Source organism: Pseudomonas sp. MIACH (genome assembly GCF_001269925.1).
Lineage (GTDB): Bacteria > Pseudomonadota > Gammaproteobacteria > Pseudomonadales > Pseudomonadaceae > Aquipseudomonas.
Genome location: NZ_LHVO01000027.1, coordinates 95,399 through 114,222 on the forward strand (window position 1 = coordinate 95,399; position 18,824 = coordinate 114,222).

The window sequence follows — 18,824 nt, forward strand, 5'->3', positions numbered from 1 at the left end:
CATTCACTCGGTGATGGGTTTAAGTTTTGCGGCCTGCGCCCTGGCAGACGCTGCATGTGTCGTGAATTCAGCCGTGTTATCCGGCGGCGGTGTCGGGCCGTGTTTGTGCGCGGCGATGGCGACGTTCATCTGCTGCACCAGGTCGATCAGGTCACACAGCACCTGCAGCACGTTGACGCCTTCGGAGCCCAGCCATGTTTTGCTCGCCATCAGGCGCTGCCCCATGGCGGCCACGCTTTTACGCATGCCCTGGATCTGCTCGTGCATGTCACCGCCCACGATTGCGTTGTGCTTCTGCCCCACCACCAGGTTCAAGTCCCGACCGGTGGCCAGGTGCAGGTCATCGACCGCCGCCAGGCTGGCCGACCCGCCGGACAGCAGCTTCAGGGCGCCCAATGCCTCGACAGCCTTGATCCCGCCGACTGACTCCGTGCTGTGGTCATCCACCTCCACGGTGCTGACTTGATACCGTTCTGCGTTTTCCAACGCCTGCACCTGGCGCTCACTGGCCTGATCGGTGATGCGGGCGTCCGTCTGCCGTAACCAATTGCCCTCGGCATCGGCACGCTGTTGCACGGCCTCGCTGTGCTGCCAGAGCTGGTCGCCTTTTGGCACCTGGGGCAGGCTCAAGCCGTGGGGCAGGATCTGCAAAATAAAAGGCTTGTTCGGCAGCCCATACGCGAAGCTGACCACCACAACGGTGCCTTCCTCCGGAAAGGCATAGAAGCCCATCTCGGTACCGCCCCCGGGTACCGGTAGGGCAACACCTAGAAGGTGCGGTAAACCCGAGTCCGCTTCCCCGTCTGGGGCTAGCACCTCAAGGTCGACGGCGTAGCGCGGGCGGAAGTCATCGCACAGCCCAGCAGCGTCCGGTGGATCAGCCACGGCCAGCACGCGCGCAAAGCGCGGCAGGTGATAGGCACCGGCCAACTCCGGGAAGCGTCGTTCAACGATGCGGGTTACGGTTTCTTCCACTTGAGCACCATGTGCGTATCGGTCAAGGTCACAGCGGTAATGCGCTGGCCTTGGTTGATCATCGCGCCAGGGCGCAGGCCGGGCAGGGCGGCTATCACGGCGCTTTGGTTGCCTTGGTAGCCGTCGAACAACTCGATGGGTAGTTGCAGCGCCGGCCGAGCGCCCCAGTAACTGTCGGCCCAACTGCCGACGTAAACCTCGCCGTCGCCTTGTTGATGCCAGATGAAGTCGGGGATGCTGAACACCTGTGCCAGGCTATCCATTGCCTGGATGCCGCTGGCCAGTGAGTAAAAATAGGGTGTGCGAAGTTTGGCGTAGGGCGCGTCAGGGACGCGAAAGCGCAAGCCCGTGACGCGGCTGGCTTCGATCAGTACGGCGCGCAGGTCGACATGCCGTAGCGCTATGGGCAACGGATAGTTGAGCACCGCTGTCAGCTCGCGACAAAACAGCACCTGTTCGTGGCTGTTGGCGGTGGTGCATCGTTCGACATAGCCAACAAAGTGCCGATGCAGGGGCTTGTCGTTGTAGCCCACATCGAGCGTAACCAGTCCGCTTTGAGGTTCCTGCGATTTGACGCTCAAGCGCGCGCGGCCAGGCGTGTGCAGGTCGAGGCGCACCTCGTGCTGCACCAGGTCAACAAGCTGGCCGTTAATCCTTACCAATATATGTGGCTTCATTCGGCTGGCCCCACGTAGTCATCCACGCGTTTCAAGCTTGGCGACTGGGGCTAGGTGGGGCGAGGCTGAGAGCTTGCAGGCGCGGCAAGTGCGCGACGGCATGATGCATTACTTCAAAACGAAGTCGAGCAAGAATCGCAGTATGCCGATATCCAAGGAGCTGGCGGCGAAGGTGGTTGAGGCTTTGCCGTTCAAATCGGGGTACAACACGTTTCGGCGAGCAGTTGAGGCTGTTGGGCTGGAGTTGCCCGAGGTGCAGGTGACGCATATCCTGCGGCATACGTTTGCAAGTCACTATATGAAGAGTGGCGGGGATATTCTGACGTTGCAGCGGGTGTTGGGGCATGCGACGTTGGCGATGACGATCAAGTATGCGCACTTTAGTCCGGGGCATATGGCTGAGGTGGTTAGGTTGAATCCTATTGCTAAAACTCGAAATAAAAGTAAATCCAAGGAGCGGTGTTGATGAGTGATAAACGGTCTGAGTCTTTGAGGTCGAAGGGCGATATTGGATATGCCCTGGAAGTAACAAAAGCGATGCAAGGATTCACAGTTTCAAAAGAGATTTTCCAGATCGGTGATGCTGTCAGAGCCTTGACCGAAAGCATGGGAATATTCAAGCGTAGTGAGGATTTTCAAAAGATAGGTTCGGTGGCCAAAGCGTTATCTGTCCCAGTCCAGCCTCTTGGTATTGCTGCGAATTCATCTATTGGTTTGGCTATGAAAGCACTAAACCAGTCGTCCATAGGACTGACCATGAAAGCACTGAGTCAGTCGCCTATTGGTATTGCTATGAAAGCTGTAAGCCAGATGAACCATGAGCTCAATATCTCAAAGTCACTCATAGCTGCGGCGAAAGCGGTTGATTCCATTGGGGTAAATCAAAGGTACATTTCCGAGTTTTTAAATTCGTCGATAAATTCTGAGCTTTTCGAGTTGATCCGATCTGGGGATATATCAGCTGCTCAGATAGTTTCCGGGTTCGAAGAGGCAGTTGCTGTTGTTGGAGAAATTGATGACTTCTCCAAGGTGACGCGGCAGGTCAATGACTCTGATGTCCCACAAGAGGTAGTTAAGGCTTTTCAAAATAGTGGGAGCTTAAAAGGGGCGTCCCAGGCGGCGCTGGTGTATTTCTTGTGCCTCATGCTGTCGGCATTCACCAAGGATCCGATAGGCTCCATAAATAAAGGTTTCGAACTACAACGGAATCTTTCAGGTCTTTTTACCAGCGTTGAAACTCCTGCTGACGCTCGTGCAATAGCCCGTCACTTGCCCTCTGGGGCGAATAAAAGCGATTTAATCGGGTTTAGGATCGTCACGGGGTCGGATGTCTATCTGATGGATGATCCTAGTAGGCAGGCTGAGGCCGTGCTCAAAATCCGGATTGGATCATTGGTGCAGGTGCTTGACTCCACTGACCGGGCCTGGCTTTACGTATCGGTAGTGATGGATGACGAGCTGTATGAGGGCTGGATTTTGCGGAGTTACACGAAGCGTATTGAGTGAGCGCTTTAGCATGTGTGGACGGTTTGTGGACGTAAAGCAGATTTTGGCAGTTTTCAGCGTGACTTCTCAACGCTTCAAAAACGACGAAAGCCGCGCAATGCGCGGCTTTCGAATTGGTGGGCCCACACGGACTTGAACCGTGGACCAAAGGATTATGAGTCCTCTGCTCTGACCAACTGAGCTATAGGCCCTCAGTAGGTCGCGGATTATAACGATGGTTTCTTCACTGTGCTATCCGAAAAATCCTCAATGCTCCTGCGAAGGAAGGTAGCCGCAAAAAGCTCGGGCGGTAGAGGCAGGCTCACGATGTAGCCCTGCATCTGTTGGCAGCCTTCTGCGGCAAGGAAGGCTTGCTGTGCCGGGTTCTCCACGCCCTCGGCGATGATGGTGAATTGCATGCTGTGGCCCAAGGCGATGATGGCGCGCACGATGGCGGCGTCGTGGGGGTCGTCGGGCAGGCCGCGGACGAAGGACTGGTCGATCTTCAGGAAGTCCAGCGGCAACCGTTTGAGGTAGCTGAGGGATGAGTAGCCGGTGCCGAAGTCATCAATTGCCAGTTGTACACCCAGGTGTTTGAGCTGGTGCAGCACCTCCAGGGCTTCTTCGGCCTGGCTCATGATGAAGTTTTCGGTGATCTCCAGTTGCAGGCAGCCGGGTTCGAGGCGGTAATCATGCAACAGCTGTTCGATCCGACCCAGCAAACCGGGGTGGCGCAGTTGCGCGCCGGCAAGGTTGACCGATAGCGGACCGAAGTTATCGAAGGTGGTCTGCCAGGCGTGCATTTGCAGGCAGGCCTGCTCAAGCACCCAGTCGCCAATCTGCAGGATCATGCCGTTCTCTTCGGCCAGGGCAATGAAGTGTTCGGGCGATACATCGCCAAAGGTGGGGTGGTGCCAGCGGATCAAGGCTTCGGCGCCGATCAGTGCTTGCGTTTCCAGGCTCAGTTTTGGTTGGTAATAGAGGCTCAACTCATCACGTTCGATAGCACGCCGCAGTTCGTGCTCCAGGGCCACGCGCTCGTTGGCCTGGGCTGTCAGGTCGCGGGTGTAGCTTTCGACCCGGTTACGGCCCTTGGCCTTGGAGCGGTACATCGCGGCGTCGGCGTTCTTGACCAGCGTAGCGACGTCGGTCCCGTCCTGGGGGTACAGGCTGGTGCCGATGCTGGCACTGATGAAGAACTCGTGTTCGCCGGCCTGGAACGGCGGGGTGAAGCAGGCCAGCAGCTTATTGGCCAGGTATTCGGCGTCGCTGGCGTGTTGCAGGCCGGGTAGCAGAATGATGAATTCATCGCCGCCCAGGCGCGCGACGGTATCGATGTCACGCAGTTGTTCCTTGAGGCGTACGGCGATGTCTTTGAGCAGCAGGTCGCCGATCGGGTGGCCAAGGCTGTCGTTGATGTGTTTGAAGCGGTCCAGGTCGAGAAACAGCACCGCGCCTTGTTTACCGGTTTCCTGATGACCGTTGAGGGCCGCCTGCAACCGACTTTCAAATAACGTGCGGTTGGGCAGGCCGGTTAGTGGATCGTGGTGCGCTTGATAGTCGAGGCGTGCCTGGGCGAGCTTGAGACTGGAGATGTCGGCAAACACGGCGACAAAGTGCGTGATCAACTGGTCGCGGTTGCGCACGGCGCTGATGGTCAGCCAGCTGGGGTACAACTCGCCGTTCTTGCGGCGGTTGGAGATCTCGCCCTGCCAATGACCTTGGGCTGTCAGTTGGTGCCACATGGCGGCATAGAAGGCACTGTCATGCAAGCCGGAGGCGAGCAGGCGCGGGGTCTGGCCAAGGGCTTCGGCTTCGCTGTAGCCGGTGATCTCGCTGAAGGCGCGGTTTACGGCGCTGATGTTCTGGCGGGTGTCGGTGATCAATACGCCTTCGGCGGTACTCTCGAAGACTGTCGCGGCCTGTTGTAGTTTTTCCTGCATCAGTTGGCGCTCGGTGATGTCCCGGGCGATGGTGAGCATGCAGGCTTCACCGGCGATTGGCAGTGGGCGGCTGGAGACTTCACACAGCCGAATCTGTCCGTCGCTGCGGCGTATGTGGCAAATGAAGTCACGCACAAATCCATCCCGATGCATCAATTCCAGCATGTGCTTGCGTTCGTTGAGGTCGACCCAGATGCCCAGGTCCAGGGTCGACTGGTCGAGGGATGCCGCGCTGTTGAAGCCGGTGATGCGACTGAAACCATCGTTCACTTCAATCAGCAGGCCGTCACGCTGGCGGCTTAACAGCAGGCCGTCGGGAGAGGCATGAAAGGCCTTGGCGAATTTCTCTTCGGAGATTTGCAGTTGCTGCTGGGTTTCTTTGAGCTGGGTGATGTCGCGCACTACCACGACGATGGCTTCAGTGGTGTCGAGTTGAAACGGTTCGGCGGAAATCAGGCCGGTAAAGGATTGGCCGTTGCTACGCAGAAAAGGCATTTCCAGGTTTCGGATGCTGGTGGTCTGCACGCGTTGCAACAGGTCCGGGCCGATGCCCGGGATGCCCCAGATATTCAGCGCTGTCGCGGTTTTGCCAATCACCTCTTCGGCCTTCAGGCCCACTTGATCCTCAAACGCCTTGTTGACCTCCAGCAGGCAACCGTCGGCCAGCCTTGCGATCACTAAAATATCCGGGCATTGCTGGAACACCGAGGCAAACTTCTGCTCGGACAACTGCAAGGCTTCCTCGGTGCGCTTGGCCTCGCTGATATCAATCATCAAACCGCGCAGTACGGGCTCATGGCCGTGTTCGATCAGGCTGACAATATCGCGTACCCACAGGCAACGGCCGTCGGCGGTAATCACCCGGTAATCAACACTGTGGTCGCGGTTGGCGCGGGTTTCGCGGTAGCAATAGGCTTCGGTGCGGATAAGGTCGGCGGGGTGAATGATGTTGCGCCAGAAGCCCGGAATGAGCCAATGGGCGCGCGGGTAACCGAGCAGATCCTCGGCATGGGGTGACACATAGCTGTAGGTGAAATCGCTGACGCTGGCTTCCCAGGCGATGGCGGACAGGCTCTCCACCAGGCCGCGATAATGGTATTCGCTGCTGCGCAATTCCTGTTCGAGGGCGACGCGGCGGGAAATTTCCGAACTCAGCCGGCGATTGATCCGAATAACGACGCCCAATACCGTGCTTAGCAGCAGCACGGCGGGCAGCCCGTACATCAGCAGGTCGCTCCAGAAGGTGCGGTTATCGGTGAACCTACCCACCCAGTGTTGCTGAATGGCGTTGGTCTCGGTCGGGCTGAGGTCGGCAAGGACTTTATCCAGGATACCCACCAGCATTTTGTCGTCTCGTGGCACTCCCATCGCCAATTGATAGCGGTAGGGCGTTTCACCGCTGACGTACAGGCCGTCAAGCTTGAGTTCGCGCAGGCTCCAGACGCTGGAAGCCAGGTCGCTGACCACGGCATCCACTTCGCCAGTGGCCAGTGCTTGCAGCGTGGAGCTGACGTTGGGCAGGGCCACCAGGTTGAGGTCGGGGTGGTGGGTACGCAATAGCTCGTGGGGGGCGTAGTTTTCCACCACGGCGACCTTCAGCCCGTAAAGGTCCTTGAGATTGCGCGGCCGTGCCCCGCCTTCGTGGGCAAGGATGACCATCGGAAAGTCGATATACGGCCGCGTGAAGGCCAGGTAGTTCTGGCGTTCCGGGGTCGACATGATACTGGGAACAAGGTCGAGCTGATTGCTGCGCGCCATATCCAGCACAACGCCCCAGCTCGATGGCTCGATCAGCTTTACCCTGACACCCAGGCGGTCCTGGATCAGGCGTACATAATCTGCCGACAAGCCCAAGTAGCGGCCATCTTCATCACGGTATTCGAACGGTGGCCATGAGGCGTCCACCCCAAGGCGCAGCTCCTGATGGTCCGCCAGCCAGCTACGCTCATCATCGGTAAGAGTCAACGCGCCAGCCGTTGCGGTCCAGGTCAGCAGCGACAGCAGTATCACGGTCGGCAATCTGGGCATAACGGTCTCGTTATGGCACGGGGAATGTTTCGAGTGTAGACGGGCATTGCGGGAGAGGGGATTCGCGCGGGATTTTATCTGTACAAAGCAAAACCCCCGGCCTGGGCCGGGGGTTCTGGTGTCACTCGTCGAGGAAGGAGCGTAGATGCTCGCTTCGCGTCGGGTGGCGCAACTTGCGCAACGCCTTGGCTTCGATCTGACGGATCCGCTCGCGGGTCACGTCAAACTGCTTACCGACTTCCTCAAGGGTGTGGTCGGTATTCATGTCGATGCCGAAACGCATGCGCAGTACCTTGGCTTCACGGGCAGTGAGGCCGGACAGTACGTCGCGGGTCGCTTCTTTAAGGCTCTCAACAGTGGCGACATCGATTGGCGACTGCATGGTCGAGTCTTCGATGAAGTCACCCAGGTGGGAGTCTTCGTCATCACCGATCGGGGTTTCCATGGAGATCGGCTCTTTAGCGATCTTCAATACCTTGCGGATTTTATCCTCAGGCATTTCCATGCGTTCACCCAGCTCTTCCGGGGTCGGTTCGCGACCCATTTCCTGCAACATCTGCCGGGAAATACGGTTGAGCTTGTTGATGGTCTCGATCATGTGCACCGGAATACGGATGGTGCGGGCCTGGTCGGCGATCGAGCGAGTGATCGCCTGACGGATCCACCAGGTGGCATAAGTCGAGAACTTGTAGCCGCGACGGTATTCGAACTTGTCCACAGCCTTCATCAAGCCGATGTTGCCTTCCTGGATCAGATCGAGGAATTGCAGGCCACGGTTGGTGTACTTCTTGGCAATGGAGATCACCAGACGCAAGTTCGCTTCAACCATTTCTTTCTTCGCGCGGCGGGCCTTGGCCTCACCGATCGACATGCGACGGTTGATGTCCTTGATCTCGGCAATCGTCAGACCGGTTTCGGTCTCAAGTGCAGTCAGCTTCTGCTGGCAACGGATGATATCCGGCTGCAGGCGGCCAATGGCTTCAGCGTACTTCGCCTTGCCTTTGGCCAGAGCATCGCTCCAGCTTTCGTCAACTTCGTTGCCCGGGAACTGGCGCAGGAAGTCGGTACGCGGCATGCGCGCATCACGGACACAGAGCTGCATGATCGCACGCTCTTGTGCACGCAGACGCTCAAGGGCGCTACGAACGCGTTCAACCAGGCCTTCGAATTGCTTCGGTACCAGCTTGATCGGCATGAACAGCTCTGCCAGCGCCAGCAGCTCGGCAATTGCCAGCTTGTTGGAGCGACCGTGCTTTTTCAGGGCCTTGCGGGTGATTTCCATTTGATCGGAAACCGCACCGAAACGCTGGGCGGCGATGATCGGGTCTGGACCGCTTTCGACTTCGTCTTCGTCATCACTGCTGGCTTCAGCGTCGTCGTCTTCGGTGTCATCGTCCGCTTTCGCGGCTTTGGCATCGACAGGCGGCGGTACTTCGGCGGCAGGCGGCGCAATACCGTCATCCGGGTCGATATAACCGCTCAGGACGTCGGACAGGCGGCCACCTTCGGTGGTGACGCGAGTGTACTCGGAGAGAATGTGGTCAACCGTGCCAGGGAAGTGCGCGATTGCGCCCATCACTTCACGGATGCCCTCTTCGATACGCTTGGCGATTTCGATCTCGCCTTCGCGTGTCAGCAACTCGACGGTACCCATTTCACGCATATACATGCGCACAGGGTCAGTCGTGCGACCGATGTCGGTCTCCACCGCGGCCAACGCGGCAGCGGCTTCTTCAGCGGCTGCCTCGTCGGTATCGGCGTCGGCCAACATAAGGGCGTCCGCATCCGGAGCACTCTCGTGTACGGGGATCCCCATGTCATTAATCATGCGGATGATGTCTTCCACCTGCTCAGGATCTGAAATATCCTCAGGCAGGTGATCGTTGACCTCTGCGTAAGTCAGATACTTCTGCTCACGACCAAGGGTGATCAACTCTTTGATACGAGACTGCTGTTGCGCTTTTCCGGACATAACACCCTATCCACTGAAGGTCTTGGCGGGCAAAAAACAAGCCGAGGATTATACCCGAGCTATGACCTCACACGCCAGCTGAGGTCGGGTTTGATGCGGAAACATTCTGTTTTAAGAGGTCGCGCATCTGTTTTGCTATCTGAATTTGCTCTTCAGCCGATAATCCCGGCTGCCTCGCTCTCTTGATGAGTTCATCGAGGGTCTGCGTGTGCTGACCCGCGGATAACCTAGTAATGGTGTCTAAAAACTGTTGTTCAAGGTTGTCGCCGTCAATTAGCCACTCCTTTTCTGCGAGTGCTTTCAATAAGCGACCTTGTTCCGTGCCATGCCAGCGAGCCATCAACTGAATTGAGTTTAGCTTAGGATTTTTCTGCACGGCCTCGATCAGCGCGATCAGCACCTGAGCGTAGGTATTGCTCGCGTTGGCAAAATGGTCAGCGCTTTCAACCTTGCCCGCCAATTGCGGATGATGGATAAGGGTGCGCAGGGCAATCAGCGTCGGCGCTTCTACGGCAACCGGGGTGCGCGGGGCATAGGCCTCATCGCGATCACCGCGCTTGCCATTTTTGTTCCAGGGTTTCTTGTCCCATTTCTTGCCGCCGGCACCGGGTTTCTTCGGCGTCCATTCCTGTTGGGGCGCGTATGCCTCCTGGGGTTGATGGAAATCGGCGTAGTCCGGCATGGCGTCATAATCCATGCCTGGGTCGTAGGCAGGCGGCGCGTCCTGCGGTGCGCTGTGCACCAGCTGGCTGACGGCTTCGCCACTCAGTCCTGTGATTTCCTGCAGGCGTTGGCGCATCAAGGTGCGCAGGTTCGCGCCTGGAACCTTGTCGATCAATGGCGCCGCAAGGGTGGCCATGTGGGCCTTGCCTTCGAGGGAGCGCGGGTCGGCTTCCTCGGTCAGTTGCTGGAAGAAATAATCCGCCAGTGGCTGCGCGTGTTGATTGATGCGTGCCCGGAATGCGTCGGTGCCTTCGGAGCGCACCAGGGTATCCGGGTCTTCCCCTTCAGGCAGGAACAGGAAGCGCGCGCGGCGCCCATCCTGCAGGCTCGGCAGCGTGGCTTCGAGTGCGCGCCAGGCGGCGTTGCGGCCGGCCTGGTCGCCATCGAAACAGAACAGCACGCTGGGCACTACGCGAAACAGGCGCTTCAAATGCTCTTCGCTGGTGGCGGTGCCAAGGGTGGCCACGGCATTGCGCAGACCTTGTTGGGCCAGGGCGATAACGTCCATATAGCCTTCAACCACGATGATTTCATCGAGATTTCGATTGTTCTTGCGCGCCTCAAACAGGCCGTACAGCTCTTGGCCCTTGTGGAATACCGGGGTTTCCGGGGAGTTCAGGTACTTGGGCTTGTCATCCCCCAGCACCCGGCCACCGAAGGCGATGATGCGGCCACGGCTGTCGCGGATCGGGAACATCACGCGGTCGCGGAAGCGGTCGTAGCGCTTGCCGGTCTCGGCGTTCTCAACCAAAAGGCCGGCGTCGATCATGGCTTTTTGCTGCAGGGTGTCGCTGCTCAGGTGCTTGTACAGATTGTCCCAGCCTGGCGGGGCGAAGCCGAGACCGAAGTCGCGGGCGATTTCGCCGGTCAGGCCGCGACCCTTGAGGTAATCAACGGCGGCCTTGCGCTGCGGATGGCTTTTAAGTGCCTGGCGGTAAAAGTCGGCAGCGGCGGTGAGCAGTGGGTACAGCGGCGAGTCAGTGGGTTGCCGTGGTTTATGCGGGCGGCCACTTTCTTCGCGGGGGACTTCCATGCCGGCGGCTTTCGCCAGGTCCTCGATAGCCTGGGGGAAATCCAGGTTGTCGTGATCCATCAGGAAGCCGAGGGCGTTGCCGCCCGCGCCGCAGCCGAAGCAGTAGTAGAACTGCTTGTCGGGGCTGACGCTGAATGACGGGGTCTTTTCCTTGTGGAACGGGCAGCAGGCTGTGTAGTTTTTGCCGGCTTTCTTCAGTTGCAGGCGCGAGCTGACAACATCGACGATGTCGGTGCGGTTCAGAAGGTCGTCAATAAAGCTCTGGGGAATCAGCCCGGCCATGGCGTTCTCGTCATCACTGCGTGTAAATGAGTGCCCGTGAAGTGCTCAAGCGCACGTGTCGAATGGCTCGACCATCAATCGTCTGCTTGGGCTGTCAGGAAGTGTATCTGCCGAACATTCACTGACGTTAATTTCAATCAGCTTTTCGGCGTAGAAATGTTGCCCGGGAGTCCGGCGTTGGCCAATGGTGGCCTCGGATGCTCATCGGTGGGCACAGCCGATACAGTTGATCGCCTGCTTATAAAATGAGTGTGCTCGTCAGTAGCCTTGTTAGGCTCGTCAGAAGAGACGTGCACCGCTGGCAAAAGAGCCAGTCCTGACGTTTGAAGCAGTTGTATCAGTCGCGTGTGCGGCGTCAACGATGAAGCATCAAGCGATATCCGCAAATGCCAACAGCCCGGCTGAGGGCCGGGCTTGGCAGAAGCTTGCTACGAACGTCTGTGTATTAGTACAGACGAACGGCGCGGCGCTGTTCGCGCTGAACTTTCTTGGCGTGACGCTTAACAGCGGCTGCTGCTTTGCGCTTACGCTCAGAAGTTGGCTTCTCATAAAATTCGCGGCTACGAACTTCAGCCAGAACACCGGCTTTTTCGCAGGAGCGCTTGAAACGACGCAGAGCTACGTCGAAGGGTTCGTTCTCTTTTACTTTGACGGCTGGCATCCAGAGCTACCTTCTTTCATTACCGGGAATCAACGTTCTCGTCGCAAAAAATTCGCGGCTGAGGTCGTCGGTTTTTAAGGGTTGCGGATGTTAACCCCTCATTGGCAGGAATGCAAAGCCTCTGATCGAAAACCGCTAGTCGGGAGGGGGAGTGGCGACTATTATGCGCGCCTTCGAATTCAGCCTCTACAAGGCGCAAACCCATGCTAGTACTGGGACTTGAAACCTCCTGCGACGAAACCGGTGTCGCACTTTACGACAGTGAACGCGGGCTTTTGGCCGATGCACTGTTCAGTCAGATCGACCTGCACCGCGCCTATGGCGGTGTTGTGCCGGAGCTGGCCAGTCGTGATCACGTCAAACGTATGCTGCCGCTGATTCGCCAGGTGTTGGACGAGGCCGGTTGCGTGCCGACCGAGATCGATGCGATTGCCTATACGGCGGGCCCCGGATTGGTCGGAGCCCTTCTGGTTGGGGCCTCTTGCGCCCAGGCGCTGGCCTTCGCCTGGGGGATTCCGGCCCTCGGCGTGCACCACATGGAAGGCCATTTACTGGCGCCGATGTTGGAAGAGAACCCGCCGCAGTTCCCGTTCGTCGCTTTGTTGGTTTCGGGGGGGCATACGCAGCTGGTTCAGGTCGATGGGATCGGTCAATACACGCTTCTGGGCGAGTCCTTGGACGATGCCGCCGGCGAAGCTTTCGACAAGACGGCGAAGATGATGGGCCTCAATTACCCGGGTGGGCCGGAAATCGCTCGCCTCGCCGAAAAAGGCGTTGTCGGTCGCTACACTTTCCCGCGTCCGATGTGCGATCGCCCTGGTCTGATGTTCAGCTTCAGCGGCTTGAAAACCTCGGCGTTGAATACCTGGCAGCACAGCGTCAGCGCCGGGGACGACAGTGAGCAAGCCCGTTGCGACATCGCGCTGGCGTTCCAGCAGGCCGTGGTGGAGACTTTGACCATCAAGTGCAAGCGCGCCCTGAAACAGGCGGGCATGAAGCGCCTGGTGATCGCCGGTGGCGTCAGCGCCAACAAGGCGTTGCGCAGCTCATTGGAGAAGATGCTCGGTGATATGAAGGGGGATGTGTTCTACGCCCGCCCTGAGTTCTGCACCGACAATGGCGCGATGATCGCTTATGCCGGCTGTCAGCGCCTGCAGGCGGGGCAGCACGAAAGCCTGGCGATCAGCGTGCAGGCGCGCTGGCCGATGGAGCAGCTGCCGCCCTTGTAAATGCGCAACGTGAGCCAGGCTCATTGACGGTATTTAAAAATGCCGTTCGCGCCCGGCAAACAGGTCGCGTAAATTGCCCCGGTGCCGCCAGACGATCAGCAGTGTCAGCACGCTCATCGGCAGCAGCGCCGCCGGCTCCTGCCAGGCCAGCAACGGCAGGGTGAGCGGCGTGGCGATCAGTGCAGCCAGCGAGCTGGTGCGGGTCAGGTAGAACGTCAACAGCCAGGCGAGCACGGCCAGCAACGCCGCCGGTGGGTAGATCCCCAGCAGCATGCCGGCTGCCGTGGCGACACCTTTGCCACCGCGAAAGCGGAAGTACAGTGGAAACAGATGGCCGAGGACGGCGCATACGCCCACCCAGGCCTGCTGTTGCAGGGTCAGGCCGGCGAGGTTGGCGATCAGTACGGGCAACAGGCCCTTGCACACGTCGCCCAGCAGCGTCAGTACGGCGAGCTTCTTGCCGGCCAGGCGCAACATATTGGTGGCGCCGGCATTGCCAGAGCCACTCATTCGCGGGTCGGGATTTCCCGTCAGGCGGCTGAGCAAAATGGCGAAGGACAGCGAGCCGAGCAGGTAGGCGAGAATCGCCAGTGACCAAAACATGCTAACTATTCCGGGCGAGGACGCCCTGATTCTAACGGGGCATCGCGCCCTTGTCGTGCTGCGGAGAAGAGCTTGGACAGAGTGTTTATCGAAGGCCTGGAAGTCGACACCGTGATCGGGGCCTACGACTGGGAGCGCGGGATCCGCCAATGCCTGCGCCTGGACCTGAGTTTCGCTTGGGACAATCGCCCGGCCGCGGCCGGCGACGACCTCACCCTCGCGCTGGACTACGCCAGCGTGTCCACGCGTATCCAGGCCTTTGCCGAGCAGTCCCAGTACCAACTGGTAGAGACCTTTGCCGAGCGCCTGGCCGAAGTGCTCATGAGTGAGTTCCAGATTCCCTGGCTGCACCTCAAACTGACCAAGCCCGGCGCCGTGCCGGCCGCCAAGGGCGTCGGCGTGGAGATCGAGCGCGGATGTCGCTAACGCAGATTTACCTTGGCCTGGGCAGCAATATCGAGCGCGAGACCCGTTTGTGCGCCGGCCTGGATGCGCTGGCGGGCTTTTTGACGGGGATTCGCTGCTCGGCGGTGTTCGAAAGCCAGCCGGTGGGTATCAAGAGCGGACCGTTCTTCAATCTGGTGGTATCGGCCTATACCGAACTGTCGTTGAAGGAACTGGATCGCCGTTTGAAATCCATTGAGGCCGACAACGGCCGCTATGCTCCGGACCGTAAGGGGCTGCCGTTGGATATCGACGTGTTGCTGTATGGCGACCTGGTGGGGGATTTCGATGGCTTGATCCTGCCAAGGGCCGAAATCCTGAAAAATGCCTTTGTGTTGTGGCCGCTGTCGATGATGGCGCCAGACCGTGTGCACCCTGAAGCGGGCAAGACGATGGCTGCACTCTGGCGTGATGCTCAGATCGATCAGGTGCTGGCGCCTGTCAGGTTTGAATGGCAGGGCCAGCCACTCACCCCGAACTCACTCTTGTAGGCGCGCGCTTGCTCGCTAAAAAACTGAGAGCGCTGCGTTATCGTTGACGTTCTTCGCGAGCAAGCTCAGCTCCTACAAGGGCTTGTGTTGTTCCTTATAGGCTTTGAGTGCCTTGAGCCGTTCGCGCTTGAGCGCTTCGCCCAACTCCGGTCCCTTGAATCCTTTCTCAAGCAGTGGCGCAACGGCGACCTCGCGCGCTGCCTTCGCCGCGCCGCGCAAGTAATCCGCTTGTGGATAACTTCTTTGCTCCAGGCCCTTGCGGCCCCGGGCATCCATTTCACACGCCACCACAAACTCTTCAAAGCGCTGCGGCCGACGGTAAACGTCGAAACTCTGCAGCAACTCCAGAAGCGTCGAGGCTTTAAGCTCCAGGGCCCGATGACCGTGGGTGTGATATTGGCCAACCAGCACCGCCAGTTCCTGGCAATCCCTTGGTACCTTGAAGCGTTCATTCACCGCCTTGATCAGCTTCAGGCCGCGGTGTTCATGGGCAATATGCTGCGGCAACTTATCCACAGGTGTCAGGCCTTTGCCCAGGTCGTGCAGCAGGCAGGCCCAGCGTACGGTCAGTGGTTGTTGATGCAGCGCAGCCTGTTCCAGCACGCTCAAGGTGTGAATGCCGGTATCGATCTCAGGGTGATGCGCTTCGGGTTGTGGTACGCCAAACAATGCGTCCACTTCCGGCATTAAACTCTTCAGCGCATTGCAATCGCGCAGCACTTGGATGAATACCTGGGGTTGTTCTTCCATCAGGGCGCGGGAGATTTCTTTCCAGCTGCGCTCCGGAGTCAGGGCGTCCAGTTCGCCGGACTCGCTGAGTTGACGCATCAGTTCCAGGGTCTCCGGGGCCACCTTGAAACCCAACGGTGCATAGCGTGCGGCGAAACGCGCAACGCGGAGTACACGCAATGGATCTTCGGCGAACGCCGGGGAAACATGGCGTAAGATTCGCGCTTCAAGGTCATGCTGACCGTTATAAGGGTCAGTCAGATTACGGTCGTCGTCTTCTGCTATGGCATTGATGGTCAGGTCGCGACGGACAAGGTCTTCCTCCAGCGTAACTTCCGGGCTGGCGTGGAATACAAAGCCGCCGTAACCCCGACCACTTTTGCGTTCGGTACGGGCGAGGGCGTATTCATCGCCGTTCCTCGGGTCCAGGAACACCGGGAAGTCCGCCCCGACCGGCTTGAAACCCTTGGCAAGCATCTGCTCGGTGGTGGCGCCGACGACCACGCGGTCGATATCGGTGACCTCGATGCCCAGCAAGCGGTCACGCACGGCGCCGCCGACTTTGTAGATTTTCATGAAAAAGCCTCCATTAGCGGCACAGGATACCGCCTGTGCCTGACCAATGGAGGCTTTGCTGTTTCAGAGATGAACGACGGCCAGGTCCAGGCGGCCGTAGTCGTTGTCGTTATGGTCACTTCGCGGTGGTACATGGTGCGTCTTCATTACCTGGTCGCCTTGCAGGGTTTCCAGGTGGATGTCGAAGCCCCATAGCCGGTGCAGGTGCTTGAGCACTTCCTCGGTGGATTCGCCCAAGGGTTTACGGTCGTGCTGCTGGTGGCGCAAGGTCAGCGAGCGGTCGCCGCGCACATCGATGCTGTAGATCTGCACATTAGGCTCGCGATTGCCCAGGTTGTACTGCGCGGCCAACGTTTCACGAATGATGCGGTAACCCGGTTCATCATGGATGGCTGGTACCACCAAATCGTCCTTGAGGTCGTCATCCAGGATGCTGAACAGCTTGAGATCCCGAATAACCTGGGGTGACAGGTACTGCAGGATAAAACTCTCATCCTTGAAACTGCTCATGGCGAACTTGATGGTCGATAACCAGTCACTGCCGGCGATTTCCGGGAACCAGTGGCGGTCCTCATCGGTGGGATGTTCGCACATGCGCCGAATATCGCGGTACATGGCAAAACCCAGCGCATAAGGGTTGATTCCGCTGTAATACGGGCTGTCGAAGCCGGGTTGGAACACCACGCTGGTGTGGGACGTGAGGAACTCCATCATGAAGCCGTCGGTGACCAGGCCCTCGTCGTAGAGGTCGTTCATCAATGTGTAGTGCCAGAACGTTGCCCAGCCTTCGTTCATCACCTGGGTCTGGCGCTGTGGATAAAAGTACTGGGCGATCTTGCGCACGATACGCACGATTTCCCGTTGCCACGGCTCCAGCAACGGTGCGTGCTTTTCCAGGAAATACAGGATGTTTTCCTGAGGTTCGGCGGGGAAGCGCGCGTTGTCCTTGTCGCTGTTCTTGCCGGCTCGTTTGGGAATGGTGCGCCACAGGTCGTTGATCTGCTTCTGCAGGTGCTCTTCGCGTTCCTTCTGGCGCAGGCGTTCTTCCTCGGCAGAAATCGGGTACGGACGCTTGTAGCGGTCGACGCCGTAGTTCATCAGGGCATGGCAGGAGTCGAGTAAGTCCTCCACGGCGTCGATACCGTGGCGCTCCTCGCACTGCATGATGTACTGCTTGGCGAACACCAGGTAATCGATGATCGAACTGGCATCGGTCCAGGTGCGGAACAGGTAGTTGCCCTTGAAGAAGCTGTTGTGCCCATAGCAGGCATGGGCCACCACCAGCGCCTGCATGCAGATGGTGTTTTCTTCCATCAGGTAGGCGATGCACGGGTCGGAGTTGATCACGATCTCGTAGGCCAGGCCCATCTGGCCCCGTGTGTAGGACTTCTCGGTGCTGAGGAAGTGTTTGCCGTAGGACCAGTGGTGGTAACCCAGGGGCATACCAACGGACGCGTAGGCATCCATCATCTGTTCGGCCGTGATCACTTCGATCTGGTTGGGGTAAGTGTCCAGGGCATAACCTGCCGCGATGCGGCTGATTTCCCGGTCATAAGCCTGGATCAGTTCAAAGGTCCACTCGGAACCGGTGGAAATAGGTTGGCGCTTAGTCTCTTTTTTGGCGGTCATGTCACTAACCTGCGCTGGAAGAGTTCACGGAAGACCGGATAGATATCGCCGGCCGAGACCAGTTGCTGCTGAGCGAACGTGTCGGCAAAGGCCTCGCCGATACGCTCGTATTCAAACCACAGGGCCTGGTGCTCACGGGGGGTAATTTCGACGTAGGTGTAGTACTGCACGAACGGCATGATCTGATTGATCAGGATGTCGCGGCAGATCGGCGAGTCATCGTTCCAGTTGTCGCCGTCAGACGCTTGGGCGGCATAGATGTTCCACTCGTTGGCCGGGTAGCGTGCGGCCATGATCTCCTGCATCAACTTCAGCGCGCTGGAGACAATGGTGCCGCCAGTTTCCCGCGAGTAGAAGAACTCTTCTTCGTCGACTTCCCGTGCACTGGTGTGATGGCGGATGAATACTACGTCGATCTTGTCGTAGTTCCGCTTCAGAAACAGGTACAGCAGGATGAAAAATCGCTTGGCAATATCCTTGGTGGCTTGGGTCATGGACCCCGACACGTCCATCAGGCAGAACATTACCGCCTTGGAGCTAGGGTTGGGTTGCTTGACCAGCAGGTTGTACTTCAAGTCGAAGGTGTCGAGGAACGGCACGCGGTGGATGCGCGCGCTGAGTTTCTCTATTTCTGCCTCGACTTCCTGGATATCGCCGAAGTTATCCGGTTCTTCACGCTTGAGCCGGGCCAGTTCTTCCTTGGCATCCCTCAGTTTGGCGCGGCTGCTGCCCGACAAGGCAATACGCCGGGCATGGGCGGAGCGCAGTGTTCGAATGATATTGATCCGGGACGGGTTGCCCTCGTTGCTGATCCCGGCGCGCACGGTTTTGAAGGTGTCCGTGCCGGTCAGGTTGCGTTTGACCAGGTTGGGCAATTCCAGGTCCTCGAACATGAATTCGAGGAATTCTTCCTGGGTGATCTGGAACACGAACTCGTCCATGCCCTCGCCGGAGTTACCGGCCTTGCCCGGGCCTTTGCCACCACCACCGCCTTGTGGGCGCTGGATATGCTCGCCGGTGGTGAATTCCTTGTTGCCAGGGTGAACGACGGTCTGCTTGCCGCCCCGGCCGTGGTGCAGCACCGGTTCGTCAATGTCCCGTCCAGGAATGCTGATTTGCTCGCCATGCTCCATGTCGGTGATGGAACGGCGGCTAACGGCCTCTTCAACGGCCTTTTTGATGTGGTCACGGTAACGCCGCAGGAAACGCTGGCGGTTTACCGTGCTCTTGTTCTTGCCATTGAGGCGTCGGTCGATCACATAGCTCATGAGGAGCCCTCCGGGCAGCTTCACGTTACAAGCTTCAAGCAGCGAGCTGGAAGCTTAGAGACAAGCGGTCAACTGC

Annotated in this window: 14 protein-coding genes, 1 tRNA gene and 1 pseudogene; 5 read left to right on the forward strand and 11 right to left on the reverse strand. The window is 58.6% G+C overall.

What is annotated here, in order from left to right:
- Window positions 1-3 precede the first annotated feature (3 nt).
- Both AD670_RS09835 and AD670_RS09840 read right to left on the reverse strand, forming a co-directional pair.
- Window positions 4-975 carry a hypothetical protein gene (locus tag AD670_RS09835; RefSeq protein WP_053131111.1) on the reverse strand — a complete coding sequence of 324 codons (972 nt, stop codon included), beginning with the start codon at window positions 973-975 and terminating at the stop codon, window positions 4-6.
- Window positions 960-1,652 (reverse strand): hypothetical protein, encoded by a 693-nt coding sequence (locus AD670_RS09840; RefSeq protein WP_053131114.1) that lies wholly within the window; start codon window positions 1,650-1,652, stop codon window positions 960-962. The genes AD670_RS09835 and AD670_RS09840 overlap by 16 nt, the downstream gene beginning before the upstream one ends.
- A 37-nt stretch (window positions 1,653-1,689) precedes the next feature.
- Here AD670_RS09840 and AD670_RS31440 point away from each other — a divergent pair.
- A pseudogene (locus AD670_RS31440) lies at window positions 1,690-2,118 on the forward strand (tyrosine-type recombinase/integrase); the annotation flags it as partial.
- Window positions 2,118-3,158, forward strand: a complete 1,041-nt coding sequence (locus AD670_RS09850; RefSeq protein WP_053131118.1) for an SH3 domain-containing protein — start codon at window positions 2,118-2,120, stop codon at window positions 3,156-3,158. The pseudogene AD670_RS31440 and the gene AD670_RS09850, both read left to right, overlap by 1 nt.
- A gap of 114 nt (window positions 3,159-3,272) precedes the next feature.
- On the opposite strand, the gene AD670_RS09855 is transcribed toward AD670_RS09850, so the two are convergent.
- The 5 genes from AD670_RS09855 to rpsU all read right to left on the reverse strand — a co-directional run bounded on the left by AD670_RS09855 (window position 3,273) and on the right by rpsU (window position 11,779).
- Window positions 3,273-3,349, reverse strand: a tRNA-Ile gene (locus AD670_RS09855).
- A gap of 15 nt (window positions 3,350-3,364) precedes the next feature.
- Window positions 3,365-7,108, reverse strand: a complete 3,744-nt coding sequence (locus AD670_RS09860) for an EAL domain-containing protein (protein WP_053131120.1) — start codon at window positions 7,106-7,108, stop codon at window positions 3,365-3,367.
- Window positions 7,109-7,229: 121 nt separating this feature from the next.
- The gene (rpoD, locus tag AD670_RS09865; RefSeq protein WP_053131122.1) at window positions 7,230-9,080 is read right to left on the reverse strand and encodes an RNA polymerase sigma factor RpoD; all 1,851 of its coding nucleotides are present in this window, start codon (window positions 9,078-9,080) and stop codon (window positions 7,230-7,232) included.
- A gap of 67 nt (window positions 9,081-9,147) precedes the next feature.
- Window positions 9,148-11,118 (reverse strand): DNA primase, encoded by a 1,971-nt coding sequence (gene dnaG / locus AD670_RS09870; RefSeq protein WP_053131124.1) that lies wholly within the window; start codon window positions 11,116-11,118, stop codon window positions 9,148-9,150.
- 445 nt (window positions 11,119-11,563) lie between these two features.
- The gene (rpsU, locus tag AD670_RS30810) at window positions 11,564-11,779 is read right to left on the reverse strand and encodes a 30S ribosomal protein S21 (RefSeq protein WP_002551877.1); all 216 of its coding nucleotides are present in this window, start codon (window positions 11,777-11,779) and stop codon (window positions 11,564-11,566) included.
- 203 nt (window positions 11,780-11,982) lie between these two features.
- On the opposite strand from rpsU, the gene tsaD reads away from it, so the two are divergent.
- Entirely contained in the window at window positions 11,983-13,008 is a 1,026-nt protein-coding gene (gene tsaD, locus AD670_RS09880; RefSeq protein WP_027605922.1) for a tRNA (adenosine(37)-N6)-threonylcarbamoyltransferase complex transferase subunit TsaD, read from the forward strand.
- A gap of 33 nt (window positions 13,009-13,041) precedes the next feature.
- Here the strand turns inward: tsaD and plsY are convergent, their stop codons facing one another.
- Complete coding sequence (plsY, locus tag AD670_RS09885) at window positions 13,042-13,611, reverse strand: glycerol-3-phosphate 1-O-acyltransferase PlsY (protein ID WP_053131126.1); 570 nt, start codon at window positions 13,609-13,611, stop codon at window positions 13,042-13,044.
- Window positions 13,612-13,683: 72 nt separating this feature from the next.
- Between plsY and folB the strand changes: the two genes are divergently transcribed.
- On the forward strand, window positions 13,684-14,037 hold the full coding sequence (gene folB / locus AD670_RS09890; protein ID WP_053131128.1) for a dihydroneopterin aldolase: 354 nt from the start codon (window positions 13,684-13,686) through the stop codon (window positions 14,035-14,037).
- On the forward strand, window positions 14,028-14,546 hold the full coding sequence (gene folK, locus AD670_RS09895; protein ID WP_053131129.1) for a 2-amino-4-hydroxy-6-hydroxymethyldihydropteridine diphosphokinase: 519 nt from the start codon (window positions 14,028-14,030) through the stop codon (window positions 14,544-14,546). Before folB ends, folK begins: the two co-directional genes overlap by 10 nt.
- A 72-nt stretch (window positions 14,547-14,618) precedes the next feature.
- On the opposite strand, the gene AD670_RS09900 is transcribed toward folK, so the two are convergent.
- From AD670_RS09900 to AD670_RS09910, 3 genes are all read right to left on the reverse strand, one after another.
- Window positions 14,619-15,851 (reverse strand): multifunctional CCA addition/repair protein, encoded by a 1,233-nt coding sequence (locus tag AD670_RS09900; protein ID WP_053131132.1) that lies wholly within the window; start codon window positions 15,849-15,851, stop codon window positions 14,619-14,621.
- A gap of 63 nt (window positions 15,852-15,914) precedes the next feature.
- Window positions 15,915-17,480 carry a SpoVR family protein gene (locus AD670_RS09905; protein WP_053131134.1) on the reverse strand — a complete coding sequence of 522 codons (1,566 nt, stop codon included), beginning with the start codon at window positions 17,478-17,480 and terminating at the stop codon, window positions 15,915-15,917.
- Complete coding sequence (locus AD670_RS09910; RefSeq protein ID WP_053131137.1) at window positions 17,477-18,748, reverse strand: YeaH/YhbH family protein; 1,272 nt, start codon at window positions 18,746-18,748, stop codon at window positions 17,477-17,479. Before AD670_RS09910 ends, AD670_RS09905 begins: the two co-directional genes overlap by 4 nt.
- Window positions 18,749-18,824: the final 76 nt, after the last annotated feature.

Excerpts from the sequence above, each read along its gene's own strand:
- AD670_RS09840 (WP_053131114.1), bottom strand. The coding sequence starts at position 1,652 with ATGAAGCCACATATATTGGTAAGGATTAACGGCCAGCTTGTTGACCTG.
- AD670_RS09850 (WP_053131118.1), top strand. The coding sequence starts at position 2,118 with ATGAGTGATAAACGGTCTGAGTCTTTGAGGTCGAAGGGCGATATTGGA.
- AD670_RS09860 (WP_053131120.1), bottom strand. The coding sequence starts at position 7,108 with ATGCCCAGATTGCCGACCGTGATACTGCTGTCGCTGCTGACCTGGACC.
- rpoD (WP_053131122.1), bottom strand. The coding sequence starts at position 9,080 with ATGTCCGGAAAAGCGCAACAGCAGTCTCGTATCAAAGAGTTGATCACC.
- dnaG (WP_053131124.1), bottom strand. The coding sequence starts at position 11,118 with ATGGCCGGGCTGATTCCCCAGAGCTTTATTGACGACCTTCTGAACCGC.
- rpsU (WP_002551877.1), bottom strand. The coding sequence starts at position 11,779 with ATGCCAGCCGTCAAAGTAAAAGAGAACGAACCCTTCGACGTAGCTCTG.
- tsaD (WP_027605922.1), top strand. The coding sequence starts at position 11,983 with ATGCTAGTACTGGGACTTGAAACCTCCTGCGACGAAACCGGTGTCGCA.
- plsY (WP_053131126.1), bottom strand. The coding sequence starts at position 13,611 with ATGTTTTGGTCACTGGCGATTCTCGCCTACCTGCTCGGCTCGCTGTCC.
- folK (WP_053131129.1), top strand. The coding sequence starts at position 14,028 with ATGTCGCTAACGCAGATTTACCTTGGCCTGGGCAGCAATATCGAGCGC.
- AD670_RS09900 (WP_053131132.1), bottom strand. The coding sequence starts at position 15,851 with ATGAAAATCTACAAAGTCGGCGGCGCCGTGCGTGACCGCTTGCTGGGC.
- AD670_RS09905 (WP_053131134.1), bottom strand. The coding sequence starts at position 17,480 with ATGACCGCCAAAAAAGAGACTAAGCGCCAACCTATTTCCACCGGTTCC.
- AD670_RS09910 (WP_053131137.1), bottom strand. The coding sequence starts at position 18,748 with ATGAGCTATGTGATCGACCGACGCCTCAATGGCAAGAACAAGAGCACG.